Origin of the sequence: Streptomyces sp. NBC_01214, assembly GCF_026340975.1 — a bacterium.
In the GTDB taxonomy this organism is placed as follows: domain Bacteria; phylum Actinomycetota; class Actinomycetes; order Streptomycetales; family Streptomycetaceae; genus Streptomyces.
Window position 1 is genome coordinate 1,263,040 of record NZ_JAPEOS010000003.1, and the last position, 12,477, is coordinate 1,275,516.

Annotated in this window: 12 protein-coding genes, 1 tRNA gene and 1 pseudogene; 6 read left to right on the forward strand and 8 right to left on the reverse strand. The window is 73.5% G+C overall.

Annotated features, from left to right (window positions below; genetic code table 11):
• Positions 1–46: 46 nt before the first annotated feature.
• Positions 47–826 (reverse strand): IclR family transcriptional regulator, encoded by a 780-nt coding sequence (locus tag OG594_RS42070; protein WP_266608842.1) that lies wholly within the window; start codon positions 824–826, stop codon positions 47–49.
• 107 nt (positions 827–933) lie between these two features.
• Between OG594_RS42070 and OG594_RS42075 the strand changes: the two genes are divergently transcribed.
• Complete coding sequence (locus OG594_RS42075) at positions 934–1,659, forward strand: bifunctional 4-hydroxy-2-oxoglutarate aldolase/2-dehydro-3-deoxy-phosphogluconate aldolase (protein WP_266607662.1); 726 nt, start codon at positions 934–936, stop codon at positions 1,657–1,659.
• Positions 1,623–2,696, forward strand: coding sequence for a sugar kinase (locus OG594_RS42080; protein WP_266607663.1), 1,074 nt, complete (start codon positions 1,623–1,625; stop codon positions 2,694–2,696). Before OG594_RS42075 ends, OG594_RS42080 begins: the two co-directional genes overlap by 37 nt.
• 219 nt (positions 2,697–2,915) lie before the next feature.
• Here OG594_RS42080 and OG594_RS42085 read toward each other — a convergent pair whose 3' ends face one another.
• From OG594_RS42085 to OG594_RS42100, 4 genes are all read right to left on the reverse strand, one after another.
• Positions 2,916–4,103: a serpin family protein gene (locus tag OG594_RS42085; protein ID WP_266607664.1), complete on the reverse strand. Its 1,188-nt coding sequence runs from the start codon at positions 4,101–4,103 to the stop codon at positions 2,916–2,918.
• Between the two features lie 81 nt (positions 4,104–4,184).
• On the reverse strand, positions 4,185–5,510 hold the full coding sequence (locus OG594_RS42090) for a glycoside hydrolase family 18 protein (RefSeq protein WP_266607665.1): 1,326 nt from the start codon (positions 5,508–5,510) through the stop codon (positions 4,185–4,187).
• Between the two features lie 115 nt (positions 5,511–5,625).
• Positions 5,626–6,141: a hypothetical protein gene (locus tag OG594_RS42095; protein ID WP_266607666.1), complete on the reverse strand. Its 516-nt coding sequence runs from the start codon at positions 6,139–6,141 to the stop codon at positions 5,626–5,628.
• A gap of 90 nt (positions 6,142–6,231) precedes the next feature.
• Positions 6,232–6,549 carry a hypothetical protein gene (locus OG594_RS42100; protein WP_266607667.1) on the reverse strand — a complete coding sequence of 106 codons (318 nt, stop codon included), beginning with the start codon at positions 6,547–6,549 and terminating at the stop codon, positions 6,232–6,234.
• Between the two features lie 94 nt (positions 6,550–6,643).
• Between OG594_RS42100 and OG594_RS42105 the strand changes: the two genes are divergently transcribed.
• Positions 6,644–6,717, forward strand: a tRNA-Trp gene (locus OG594_RS42105).
• 86 nt (positions 6,718–6,803) lie between these two features.
• Here OG594_RS42105 and OG594_RS42110 read toward each other — a convergent pair.
• Positions 6,804–7,646, reverse strand: coding sequence for a tRNA(His) guanylyltransferase Thg1 family protein (locus tag OG594_RS42110; protein WP_266607668.1), 843 nt, complete (start codon positions 7,644–7,646; stop codon positions 6,804–6,806).
• 122 nt (positions 7,647–7,768) lie between these two features.
• On the opposite strand from OG594_RS42110, the gene OG594_RS42115 reads away from it, so the two are divergent.
• Complete coding sequence (locus tag OG594_RS42115) at positions 7,769–9,322, forward strand: PE-PGRS family protein (RefSeq protein WP_266607669.1); 1,554 nt, start codon at positions 7,769–7,771, stop codon at positions 9,320–9,322.
• 64 nt (positions 9,323–9,386) lie between these two features.
• Here OG594_RS42115 and OG594_RS42120 read toward each other — a convergent pair whose 3' ends face one another.
• Positions 9,387–9,833, reverse strand: coding sequence for a hypothetical protein (locus tag OG594_RS42120; RefSeq protein ID WP_266607670.1), 447 nt, complete (start codon positions 9,831–9,833; stop codon positions 9,387–9,389).
• Positions 9,830–10,103: pseudogene (locus tag OG594_RS42125) on the reverse strand (IS5/IS1182 family transposase); the annotation flags it as partial. The gene OG594_RS42120 and the pseudogene OG594_RS42125, both read right to left, overlap by 4 nt.
• Positions 10,104–10,293: 190 nt before the next feature.
• Here OG594_RS42125 and OG594_RS42130 point away from each other — a divergent pair.
• Positions 10,294–10,986: a response regulator transcription factor gene (locus tag OG594_RS42130; protein ID WP_323185446.1), complete on the forward strand. Its 693-nt coding sequence runs from the start codon at positions 10,294–10,296 to the stop codon at positions 10,984–10,986.
• Positions 10,983–12,434 (forward strand): HAMP domain-containing sensor histidine kinase, encoded by a 1,452-nt coding sequence (locus OG594_RS42135; RefSeq protein ID WP_266607672.1) that lies wholly within the window; start codon positions 10,983–10,985, stop codon positions 12,432–12,434. Before OG594_RS42130 ends, OG594_RS42135 begins: the two co-directional genes overlap by 4 nt.
• Positions 12,435–12,477: the final 43 nt, after the last annotated feature.

A 12,477-nucleotide genomic window follows, 5' to 3' on the forward strand; every position in this document is an offset into this window, starting at 1 on the left:
TCCCGAAGAGTTTCCAGCGCCTTCCACCGGGGCCCTCCAACGGGGGTCACAGCAGCGGAGCCAGGGCCTCGGCGGCCGCGCGCAGGGCCGGTGCGTACGCCTCGATCTCCTCGCGGGAGACCAGGAACGTGACGGTGGTGACGCTGACCCCGCCGATCGGCCGGCCCGCCGGACCGAGGACCGCCGCGCCGATGCAGCGGATGGTGGGCTCGTTCTCCTCGTCGTCGACGGCGAAGCCCCGGGCACGGACCGCCGCCAGTTGGGCGTGCAGCGCCCGTGCGGTCGTGAGCGTGTGCGGCGTCCGGCGCGGTAGCCCGGTCACGTCGATCAGTTCCCGTACCTCCTCGGCGGGCAGCAGGGCCAGGATGCTCTTGCCGATCGCGGTCGTGTGCAGCGGCATGCGCATGCCGACGCGGGAGGCCGTCCGGAAGGGCTGGTCCTCGCTCTCCAGCTTGCGGATGTAGGTGATGGTCCGCCCGCTGTGCAGGGCCAGATGGACCGTCTGGCCGGTGGCCCGCCGCAGTTCGCCGAGGATGTGCCCGATGCTGGCCGGCTCCCCGGCGCCGACCAGGGCGGACAGCCCGCGCAGCCGCGGCCCCACCCCGTACCGGCTGTCGGCCTCCTGGCGTACGAAGCCCTGGTCGATCAGCGAGGCCAGGATGCGGAAGGTGCTCGACTTGGGCACCGCGGCCGCGGCCGTCACATCGGCGAGGCGGTGCGGGCCGCCGGGCGCGGCCACCGCCTCCAGAACGCGCAGGGACTTCTCCAGGGCGGACCCGGCCGCGGAGGTCCGCCCCGCGCGCCCGCCCGCTGCCGCTTCATCCATTGACACGAGTGCTCCCGGCCTGGGTAGGGTCTCGACCACATGGTTCCGTCACACGGTACGTCGTTCCACTACGTGGAACAAGCGCGTGGAGCGAAGGGGAGGGTTCGTTGCCCGATCACCCGTCAGGCCATCTGTCCGGCCGGCCGTCAGGCCACCGGTCCGGCGATCCGTCGGACCACCTGCCCGGCGATCCGTCGGGACACTTCTACGCGGTGCTGGCGGCCCAGCGCGTGCTGCCCGTGCTGCGCAGTGCCGACGCCGACGAGGCCGTGCGCCACACCACCGACCTGCTCGCCGCCGGCTGCCGCGCGGTCGAGCTCACCACCTCGACCCCCGGCTGGGCGGCCGCCGTGACCCGCACCGCCGCGCTGAACGACGTCCACGGCCGCCCGGCGCTGATCGGCGTCGGCACGGTCACCACCACCGCGCAGGCGGAGACGGCCCTCGACGCGGGCGCCGCCTTCCTGATCTCCCCCTACCCGGCCCCCGAGGTCCGCGGGGTGGCCGTACGCCGCGAAGCCGTGTTCATCGAGGGCGGGTTCACCCCCGGCGAGATCGCCGCCGCCGTCCGGGCCGCAGGAGCCGCCAAGGTCTTCCCGGCGCACGTCGGCGGCCCGGGGTTCGTGCGCTCCCTCCGGGCCGTCCTGCCCGGGGCGGTGATCGTCCCGACCGGCGGCATCCGGCCCGCCGACGTCCCGGACTGGCTCGCCGCCGGCGCGACGGCCGTCGGGATCGGCGGCGGCCTGCCGTGCGACCCGGGCGAACTGGCCGCCGTGTTCGCCGGTGCGGCCGCGCCGTGCTGCGGCTCCTGCAACGCCGCCGCGGGGCACTGACCGTGCGCGGGGCACTGACCGTGGCCGGAGGAACCGACCCGCACGACGACCCGCACGACGACGTGCACTACGACGTGCTCGTACTCGGTGAGGTCCTGGTCGAGATCCACGCGGGCACCGCCCTGCGCGAGGCCGCCGACGGCACCCCGGCCCGCATCTCCTACTCCGGGGACGCCCTCAACGCGGCAGCCGCCGCAGCCGCGGCCGGCGCCCGTACCGCCCTGCTCGCCGTGGTCGGCGACGACGAACTGAGCGTCCCGCTGCTGGACCGGGCCGCCGCACTCGGCGTGGACGTCTCCCACGTCCGCCGCGCCCCGCGCCCCAACGGCGCCTACCTGCTCGCCGCCGACACCGACGGCGACCGCGAGTTCGTCTACTGGCGCACGCACAGCGCCGGATCCACCCTGGGACCCCGGCACGTCGCATCCTGGCGGGACCTGCTGTCCGGCTGCGGCGCGCTCGTCACCAGCGGCATCACCGGCGCCCTGTCGCCGAGCAGCCGCGATGCCGTACTGGCAGCCGCCCGCCTGGTGCACGGGGCGGGCGGGCACGTGACGTACGACCCCAACTTCCGCTCCCGACTGACCGGACCGGCCGAGGCCCGGGAGCTGCTGGCGGAGATCGCGCCGCTGACCGGGCTGCTCAAGGCCTCCTCCCCGGCCGACGCGCGGGCCCTCGTGGACACCGCCGACCCGGGTACGACCGCCGCCCGCTGCCGCGCACTGGGCGCCCGTACGGTCGTGGTCACCACGGGCGCCGACCGGCTGTTGCTGGACGACGGCACGCGGGCGGCGTACCTTCCCGTGCCGGTCAATCCCGAGCCGGTGGACGCGACCGGTGCGGGGGACTGTTTCACCGGAACCACCACCGCCCGGCTCGTCCTCGGGGACACCCTCGAGGACGCCGTGGCGTACGGCACCGCCGCCGCCTCCCTCTCGGTCTCCGGCCGCGGCGGCACCGGGCGCGTCCCCGCCTTCAGCGAGACGGCGGCGCTGGCGGCCGTCCACCGCCGCTCCGGCCGGGGGACGTCGGGCTAGGCCCTGTTGTCGTCAAGGTCCCGTCGGGCCCGCGCCGCCCGGCGCCGCACCTGATCCCCCAGACTCCGTCCGGGGGACCCCAGGTCGTCGGGGCGCCCGAGTACGTCCCGTTCACGGGCGCCCCTCCGCTGCCCTGCTTCCCCTCGGCCCTGCGGGCCCGGGGAGACCCCGTGGCACCGGACGCCGCGGGCTCGGCCGGCGCCACTGTGACGACAGGACCTAGGCGGCTTCGGGCTCGGCCACCCAGCCGGCCGCCAGGACCAGCCGCGAGGTCCGGTGGACGGCCAGGAACCCGAACGGCCTGTCGAAGTGCACCTCGGCCCGGCGGGCCCTGTACCTGGGCCGCGCCGGCGCCGCGCAGCCGGCCGCGATGCCGAAGGCGGTGACGGCGGCGGCCTCGAAGCCCTCGGCGTCGAACCGGGCCAGTGCGGACTGCCGTGCCGAAGTGATGGCCAGGGGCTGGGAGCTGACGCCGGGGAAGTGGCCGCGATCCGTGTCGGTGGCGGTCTCCAGCCCGAACAGCCCGGCGTGGTCCAGGAGGTCGTGCTCCGACCGGACTTCGAAGGCCACCGTCTCGATGTCCAGCCGGGGTTCGGGGGAGTGGGCGGCCACCGTGGCGACCCCCAGCCCCGGACCGGGGCGCCCGTCGGGGAGCAGACTCGCTCCCGTGGCGGGGAGGACCCTTGTGACGGCGGCGATCCCGGTGGTGAGCGTGCCACCGGCCGGCGCTTCGGGCTCGCCCAGCACGAGGTGGACGTCCACGCCCGCCGACCCGACGACCTCCAGCAGGGTGACCGCACCGGTGGGGCCGTGCGCCACCCGGACCCGGTCGAGCAGCGAGGTGCTGCGGTACAGCGTGCGGATGCGGCGCCCGGCCCACGGGCCGGTGTGCAGCTCCCCTTCCCACTCGTCGAACGGCTGGATCCACCGCAGCCGCAGCGCGAGCGCGGAGGCGAGGACCATCAGGGTGTCCTCTTCCAGAACCACCGGCATGCGCTCGATCAGCCCGTCCGTCCGGTCCGATGCCCACGCGTCGAGCGCCTTGGCATCGGCGTCCGGGTCCCCGGTCAGCGTCCCCCGGGTGCCGGCCGGGAGCTTCGCCGACCAGCCCTCCTCCAGCGGGAGACCGGCACCGGTCCACAGGCCGGTCGCCGTCCGAAGGCCCCGTACGCCGGCAAACGCGGCCAGCAGCTCCCGGGCGCCTTGGCCCGCGGCCTCGGCGGGTATGCCCAGGGCCTGCGCCAGCTCGGCGCGGGCCGGTCCGCCCGAGCCGTCCGCGAGCAGGGCGAGCAGCGGCCATAGCCCGGCCGCGGTGAACACCGTGCCCGTGCTCCCGGCCGGGGCCTGCGCGGCCGCGGCCCAGTGCGTCGTGAGCCGATTGACCGCCCGCACCGTCGAGTTCCTCATGCGGGGGAGCGTACGTGGAGGGGCGCCGCCGGGCCGGATGATTTTCCGCGGCCCGGCGGCGCCGGTCTGGTGCGGCCCCGGTCAGCGGCCGCGCAGGCCCCGGTCGACGGCCGTCATCAGCTCGCCGTCCGCGGTGTCCGCGTCGAGCGACCAGAACATCGCACCGCCGAGGCCGTGTTCGCGGACGTACCGGGTCTTGGCGCGCAGCACCTGCGGGTCGTCGTACGTCCACAGCGTGGTGCCGTCGAACAGCCAGGCGTGACCGCCGCGCCGGTCCCGGTGGAGCGTGTAGGCGCCGGAGTCGGCCAGCTTCTTCAGCGCCTTGTAGTCCTCGTACCCGGCGGACCAGGTGGCCGGTGCCGGGCCCGTGGCCGGCTGCCCCATGCCGTCCCCGCCACCGCTGACGCCGGTCCAGCCCTGTCCGTAGAACGGCATGCCCATCACCAGCTTGTGCGCGGGCGCGCCGCGCCGGAGCCAGGCGTCAACCGTCCCGTCGACGCTGAAGTCGCCCCGGGCGCGGAGCGCGGACTGCTGGGCGGTCCTCGGTTCGCCGGAGACGTGGAAGTCGTAGCCCTGCAGGGTCACGAAGTCGAGGTCGCGCATGATCCGGCGGACGTCGAAACCCGCGTCGATCTTGGCGGGGGCGGTCGGGACGAAGGCGGTCAGTTCGTACGCGGTCTTCTTCTTCTGGCTCCGTGCGTACGCGTCGAGCTGCGTGCGGAATTCCTTGACCAGCGCGGTGAAGTTCTGCTTGTCCTCGGGCCGGTACTTCGTGTCGGTGTCACCCGCGGAACCGGGCCACTCCCAGTCGAGGTCGATCCCGTCGAACACGCCGGCGGCCGCTCCGGCTCCGCCGCGGGCGCCGTCCTGGGGAAGGTCGCCCTTGATGTAGAGGTCGATGCAGGACTCGACGAAGGCCTTGCGGGAAGCCGGGGTGAGCGCGGCGTCCGAGAAGTGCGTGGACCAGCTCCAGCCGCCCAGCGAGATCAGCACCTTGAGGCCGGGGTGCTTGGCCTTGAGCTCGCGCAGCTGGTTGAAGTTGCCGGCGAGCGGCTGCTCGCCGGTGTCGGCCACCCCGTCGACGGAGTTCGCGGCGTCGAGCGGGCGTACGTAGTCGGCCCAGGCGTCGGCCTCGCCGGGCACGTTCCCGGTGAAGCACTTGCCCTGCGGACTGACGTTGCCGAAGGCGTAGTTGATGTGGGTGAGCTTGCCGGCGGAGCCGTTCGCCTCCAGGTCCTGGACCTGGAAGTCCCGTCCGTAGACCCCCCATTGGGTGAAGTAGCCGACCTTTTTGTACGGACGGTCGTGGCCGCCGTCGGCCTGCGCGGCGGCGGCGGGCGCGAAGGCGGTCAGCAGGGAGAGGGAGCAGGCGGCGACGGCGAGCCTGCCGAGCATGCTGCGGCGCATGGGCTTCCTTTGCGGATGCGGGGAGCGAGGAGCGGGGCGTGTGCGCGTGCGCTGTGCATGCCGGAAACTATTGGTCTGGACCAGAGTGGTCAAGGGGGCGGCCGAAACCCGCCCGCTACGGGAGCGGCAGGCTCCACTGGCCGACGTCGTCGGCGAGGCCGGTGTTCAGGGCGAACTGAACCGCGGCCGGGTCGGCGTCCGCCGGGAGCCGGAAGGCGATGAAGCCCTCCGCCGTGCCGCCGGGATCGAGGGTGACGGTCTCGGGGAAGGCGGGCCCGGCGGTGGTGGGGACGTCGTCGCCGGTGTACCGCTGCCCGGCGGAGTCCAGTAGGTGCGCGGCCGGTGCGGGGGAGTCCTGGTAGACGGCGGTCCCGGTGTTCTCCAGGCGGAAGCGGGCCGCGACGAGCCGGTCGCTCCCGGCGGGCTCCGGACCTGCGGGGGCCGCCGGGTCCACCACCTGCGTCAACGTGACGTCGAGCCGCTGGCCGGGCCCGTTCCCGGAGAGGGAGATCGTCTCGCCCGAGCCGCCCGGGGCCGCGCCCAACAGGGCGGGCGCAAGGAGCGCGAGCGCGAGGAGCGCCGGCGCGAGGAGCGAGCCCCGCACCCGCCCCGGTCGTCGACTTCGGGGCATGACGGAACCTCCCGCTCCATGGGTCCCCTCACCACGATCCTCCCCACCCCGCGGGTTCGCCACCCGCGCCGGTCCGGTGCGGCGCCGCCCTCAGGGCCGCTTGGGGGCGTCTTGCTCACCGGTGGCGGCTCCCTCACCGGTGGCGGCGCTGTCGGTGCCGGTGTCGGTGTCGGTGTCGTCGGAGGGGAGGAGACGAAGGCGCGCCGCCGCGAGCCGCTCCGCGTAGTCGGCCGCGAAGATCTCGGGGAGGGCCGTGTCCAGCGTTCCCGCGAGCCTGTGGATGGGGGCCCACACCGCCTCGTCCTCCACGAGGCGGCTGAGGTTCGTCATCTGCACCCGCTCCAGCCAGTCCGACAGGACCAGGGCCTCGTCCCGGGTGAGTTCTATGGTGATCGGTGCGTGGTCCACCGTCAGAACATACTCCGGGGAAGGACTCGCACCCGGTCGAGCGAGGAATTGATTGGATCTCCGGGCCCGTTCGTGCCATGGTTGGTCCCACCGAAGGGGTGTAGCTCAGCTGGTCAGAGCGCCGGTCTCCAAAACCGAAGGCCGCAGGTTCGAATCCTGCCGCCCCTGCAACACCGACGGCACGCTCGTCGAGAACGCCCGACCGAGAGCACGGCTCCCGGCCGGGCGTCGCTGTTTCCCCGGACCGGCCGCGATCAGACGGCGGCCGGCGCGAAGCTCGGCATCGTCGGGATCGTGGCGGCCAGCCAACCCTCGGAGCTCGTGGTGAAGTGCGGCGCGGCAGAGGTCTCCCACCAGGAGCGGACCGCGGTGGTGGTTTCCTCCCGGCCCGTGCGCCGGTCGACGTAGGCCGTCTCCCGTTCACCGGTCAGGCGTACGGCGACCCGCCCCCGCTTGCAGCCGTCCGGGTACTCGTTCCAGTTGACCCCGGCCTGCGACCACAGCAGTTCCTGCAGGCCACCGGAGGAGACGCCCTGGAGGCGCTCGTGGGGGAAGTGCGCCTGCGCGGCCATGCTGATGCTGTTGCGCACGGCGTCCCGCTGCCGCCACAGGAAGTAGTTGGCGACCTCGATCGGATCGGAGATCGTGAACAGGCGGGCGTCGAACAAGGCGCGCTTGCCCGGTCGGCGTTCGTTCAGGACGGCCGTGGCCAGCGACGCGGCGACCGACAGCTGTTTGGCGACCACGCCGCCGAACCAGGGCTCGGTGCCCGGGCTGTCGAAGTCGGTGTGGAGGACGCTGATCTCGTCGGACTGGGTGTACGCGAACTGCGCTCCGGCGATCTCCGCGCAGAGTGCCTCGGCGACGGCGTCCATGTCGGCCATGAAGGCCTCGTCGAACGGCCGGGCCGCGCCGCGCATGTAGGTGTGGAAGGCACGGCCGTCCACCCGCAGCAGCGTGTAGGTCCGGCGCGGCAGGACCGCACGGTGCACCGCCTCGTAGCGTTTCATCCGGTCACCCAGCGGGGTGTTGTCCGACATGGCGTGTCCCTCCCTCGATGCCCCGCCGCCCGCACGGACGCGGTCGATGCGGCTCACGAGGACATCCTCCAGGGTCGTCCACCGGCGCGGGTGTCCGGGGTACGGGACCCGCGCCGAGGTGCCCCCGGACACGGGTACACCGGACACGGGCACGCCGGACATCGTCTACCGTCCTGCGGATGGGGACAGACGTACGACACCGCGACGACCCGTGGCTGGGTCGGGACTGGGGGCCGGAAGCCGGGCCGAGGCTGCGGCAGACCTGGTTCCAAGGGCTGAGCTTCAACGCGGCCGCACCGGACCGCGTCCGGATCCGGTTGCTGGACCTTGACATGGCCCCGTACGTCCTGGCGCGGCGTGACCTGCCGCCCGCCGTCCTCGACGCCGCGGTCGACCACCCGGACTGGCGGGTCCGCGGCCGGCTCACCGAGTGGCCCGCATCCCGCGGGCTCTCCGCCGCCCAGTGGTCACGGCTGGTGCTCGGCGAATCCAGCGGTGCCCGGCGCGAGCTGGTGCTCCAGGCCGCGGCCATGGCCGGGCGGGGGCTGACGCGGGAGGCGTACCGGACGCTGGCCGCGGACCCCTTCGGTCCGGTCCGGGAGGAGCTGGCCTGGATGCTGCCCGCACTGCCCCTCCCGCTGCGCGCCGCCCTGCTGGCGGATCCGCTCCCACGGGTGCGGGCCGCTGCGTGCGAAGCCGGCTGGCGGGACCTCGACGAAGGGACCCGCGCACAGCTGATGGCGGACCCCGACCCCGCCGTGCGGACCGCGGTCACGCTCGCCCGGCACGAGGAGGCGCCGCTCACGGCGGAGTTCTACGACGCCGAGCAGGGGGCGCGCCGCCTCGTCGAGGGGCACCGGCTGGATCGCGACCTCGTCCTGCGGCTCTGCGCCGACGCGGACCCCCGGCTGCGCCGGGACCTGGCCCGCAACCCCTACGTGGACCCCGATCTGGTCGCCGTACTTGCCGCCGATCCCGAGGGCGACGTACGCCTCGCCGTGTCCACGCGACCCGAGCTGACGGAGGAGCAGCGGGCCGCCGTACCGGTCGACATCGACCCGCGGACGGTGCGGGGGCCGATCGCGTGGGTGGTGGCACTGCACGAGGACGAGGAGGCCGTGCGCCGCCTCGCGGCATCTGCGCACCTCCTGCTGCGCAGCAGCGTCGCGACGGCCCGGCGGCTGCCGCCGGACGTGGTGGAGCGGCTGGCCCGGGACGAAGACCGGGTCGTACGCCTCTTCCTCGCCGAGCGGTGCGACGATGCTCCGGCGGACATGCTGCTGGAGGTGTGGCAGTGGTGGAACGGGAGCTACTCCACCCCCGACCGGCCCTACGGGCACCCGAACTTCCCGCGGCGCGATCTGCTCCGCTACGCCGACCACCCGCACCCGCGGCTGCGACAACTGGCCCTCGACGACCCGGACTCGACGCCCGCTCTGGTGGAACGGTTCAGCGGGGACGGGGACGCCGAGGTGCGGCTGCGCGCCGCCACCGATCCCCGGCTGTCGCCGGACTCGGTGGTACGGATGCTCGACGACCCGGACGGCGGGGTGCGCGCGATGGCGGCGCGGCACCCACGCGTGCCCGTACCCGTCCTCGTCGCGCTGCTCGGCGACGAGGACGCGGCGGGGGCCGCGGCCCGGAACCCGGCACTCCCGGTGGCCGTCATGGACCGGATGACCGCCACGGAGGCCCGCCATGCTCGCCGCGACCTCCGTGAGAGGGCGGTATGAGACCTGATGCCCCATTCTTCGTTTCGTGCGGGACGAGCGGGCAGGTCGTGGCGACGTCGGTCGGCTATGGCCGAGGCTGGGTGAACCAGCCTGACTCGGTCTCGGTCAGGATCCCGCGGTCGGCCAGCCGCTTGAGCTTGAGGCGGACGTTGTTGATGTCGTTGGGCGCGACTGCCAGGTCCATGGCCTCGCACACCTGCCGGGCCCGCAGCGGGTGGTCGGCCGCGCTGAACACCGCCATGATCTGCTGGTAGGCGAGATGATCCGGCAGCTTCGGTGCCGGCAGCGCGGGCGGCCCGGGGTCGGGTAGCCCCAGCAGTGTCTTGCGGGTGATCCAGACTTTCTCGGCGGCCCGGCCGAGTTCGTCGAGCTGTGCGGTCAGCTGCGCGACCTGTTCCCGCATCGTCTCGGCCTGTGCGGTGATCTCGCGTTCCCGCTCCTCCAGCCGCTCCTCCAGCCGCTCCTCCAGCCGCGCCGGCACCGCGCCGAGCGTCAGCTTCCCGCCGGTCATGCGGTGCGCCAGACCGGTGTGGTCGCCCCGGTCAGCCGACGCAGCATCACCGCGGTCATCGCCCAGTCCACCCGCGACTGCGAACTGCGGGGCAGATGCTCGTAGTCGCGCACCAGCCTGCGGTGCAGCATCAAGATCCCATAGGCGCGCCTGCGCGACGACGGCGTTCTCGAAGCCCTGGTCGACCAGGGCCTTCTCCACGGCGTCGGTGTCGGCGGCGACCTTGTCCAACAGCGCGATCCCGACGGTGTTCTCGTGCGCCGGCGCGGAGGATCTACTGTCTGGTTGCCGGGTGCGGTGCTGGTCATCCGGTCCTCCCCTGCTCATGAGCCGAGGTAGGTTCCATTTCTTAAGGCATCCGTCCGTAAGAGCGCGGTCCCCAGCGACGTTCTAATCCTGGCCTCAGGTTGATCGGGGACAATGAGCGGCAAAAACATCGACTGGAAGGGGGCGGACCGACGTGCGGATCATGATCGCGGATGATGACGTGGCCATCCGTGAGTCGCTGGAGCGGGTGCTCCAGGTCGAGGGTTACGACACCAGCACCGTCGCCAACGGTCTCGCCGTGCTCGACGGGGTCGTTGGGGCCAGCGGTGACACGCTGGATCTGCTGCTCCTCGACGTGATGATGCCCCGCCTCGGCGGGTTGGAGACCTGCCGGCGGTTGCGGGCCGCGGGTCGGGATCTGCCGGTGCTGATGCTGACCGCCCGTGACCAGGTCTCCGACCGGGTCGCGGGGCTGGACGCGGGCGCCGACGACTACCTGCCCAAGCCGTTCGCCACCGAGGAGTTGCTGGCCCGGGTGCGGGCCCTGCTGCGCCGGCGCACGCCGACCGACGAGGAGTCGCAGATCCTGTCGTTCGCCGACGTCCGGCTCGATCCCGACAGGTTCGAGGCGTGGCGGGGCGGGCGGCCGCTGGGTCTGACCCGGACCGAGTTCTCCCTCCTGCAGGTCCTCGTGAGCAACGCGACCCGGGTCTTGACCCGCGACGCGCTTTTCGAGGCGATCTGGGGCTTCGGCATGAGCTCCACCGCCAACAACCTCCAGGTATACGTGAGCTACCTGCGCCGCAAGATGGAGGCCGAGGGTGAGCCGCGATTGATCTACACGCTGCGCGGCCTGGGATACGTGTTGCGGGAGACTCCTCCGTGAGCAGGCCCGCCGGCCGGGAACCGCGCCGGCTGACTCGATGGTGGCGCCGGCGGTCCCTGCGGACCAGGCTGACGGTGATCGCGGCGACGGCCATCGCGGTCAGCGTGTTCGCGGCCTTCCAGGTGGCCAGCGAGCTACTGGACTGGGAGCTGCAGGACACCGCCCAGAATCAGCTGCGCGCCGACTCCCGCGTCCTGGCGACGAACGCGGAGCGCGCCGGTCCGGCGCAGGTCCAGCTACCGCCGTATCCCGGATCCGGTCGGCTGGTGCGAGTCATCCTGCCCGACGGCTCGATCCGGACACCGGCCGGCCAACCCGCGCTGCCCCCGGTCAGCGAGCACGCCCGGCGCGTGGCGCAGGGCGTGTCGGCCGACCTGATGGAGTCGAACGACAGCGACGACGACGGCTACCTCATCTACACGCTGCGGGCGGGCGACGGCGCGGTCCAGGTGGCCCGCGTCGTCGACGACAGCCCGATCAACCGGTTCGGGTTGGGCATGCTGCTGATCGGGCTGCTCTGCGTGGTCGGCGGCGCCCTTGTCGGGCGGACCGTGGCGCGGACAGGGCTGGCACCGATCGACCGGCTGACCGCCGCCGCGGTACGTGTCGCGCACACCCAGGATTTCGACGCCGACATCCCGGACGAGGGCGGTGGGGAGATCCGGCGGCTGATCCAGTCGATCAACGACATGCTCGCCGCGCTCCGGAACTCCCGGCGGGCCCAGCGGCTGCTCGCCGAGGACGCCGCCCACGAGCTCAAGACCCCGCTCACCAGCCTGCGCCTCAACGTCGAGCTGCTGATCCGGCTCGATCGGCGCGGCACCCTGGACAGCGCACTGCCGGCGGAGAGCCGGACCCGGCTGCTCAACGATCTCGGCGCCCAGGTGGCCGAGTTGAGCACCCTTGTCGCCGAGCTGACCGACCTGGCGCGCGGTGACACCAGCGACGAGAGCACCGAGGTGCTCGACCTCGCCGACGTGGTGGTGGCCGCCGCGACCCGGGCGCGTTCCCGCGTGCCCGACATCGAGGTCACGCTCGACGTGACCTCCGTGTGGGTGAGCGGGCGTCCCGCTGCGCTCGAGCGGGCGGTGCTCAACCTCATCGACAACGCCAGCAAGTGGTCCCCCGCGGACCAGCCGGTCCAGGTCCGGCTCCGTGCCAAGGGCGCGTCGGCGGTGCTCGAGGTCGACGACGCCGGGCCGGGCATCGACGCCGCCGACGTACCGCGGGTGTTCGACCGGTTCTACCGTGCCGACAGCGCCCGGGCGTTGCCGGGATCCGGTCTGGGGCTGTCGATCGTGCAGCGGGTCGTCGACGCCCACGGCGGCCGGGCCACCGTCGCCCGCTCCGCACGCGGTGGCGCGCTGCTTCGGGTCGACCTTCCGGCCGCGGCCCCGCCCGCCCCGATCGCGCGGCTCACCGCCGGGGAGGACACCGCGGTGCGCTGACCCGCCCCGGCGGCGCAGCGCAGGACAAGGGACGGCGGCCCTC

What these genes read in the sequence shown, in the direction of transcription:
- OG594_RS42070 (WP_266608842.1), bottom strand. Translation starts at nt 826, where the DNA reads ATGGATGAAGCGGCAGCGGGCGGGCGCGCGGGGCGGACCTCCGCGGCC.
- OG594_RS42085 (WP_266607664.1), bottom strand. Translation starts at nt 4,103, where the DNA reads ATGAGGAACTCGACGGTGCGGGCGGTCAATCGGCTCACGACGCACTGG.
- OG594_RS42090 (WP_266607665.1), bottom strand. Translation starts at nt 5,510, where the DNA reads ATGCGCCGCAGCATGCTCGGCAGGCTCGCCGTCGCCGCCTGCTCCCTC.
- OG594_RS42095 (WP_266607666.1), bottom strand. Translation starts at nt 6,141, where the DNA reads ATGCCCCGAAGTCGACGACCGGGGCGGGTGCGGGGCTCGCTCCTCGCG.
- OG594_RS42115 (WP_266607669.1), top strand. Translation starts at nt 7,769, where the DNA reads ATGGGGACAGACGTACGACACCGCGACGACCCGTGGCTGGGTCGGGAC.
- OG594_RS42120 (WP_266607670.1), bottom strand. Translation starts at nt 9,833, where the DNA reads ATGACCGGCGGGAAGCTGACGCTCGGCGCGGTGCCGGCGCGGCTGGAG.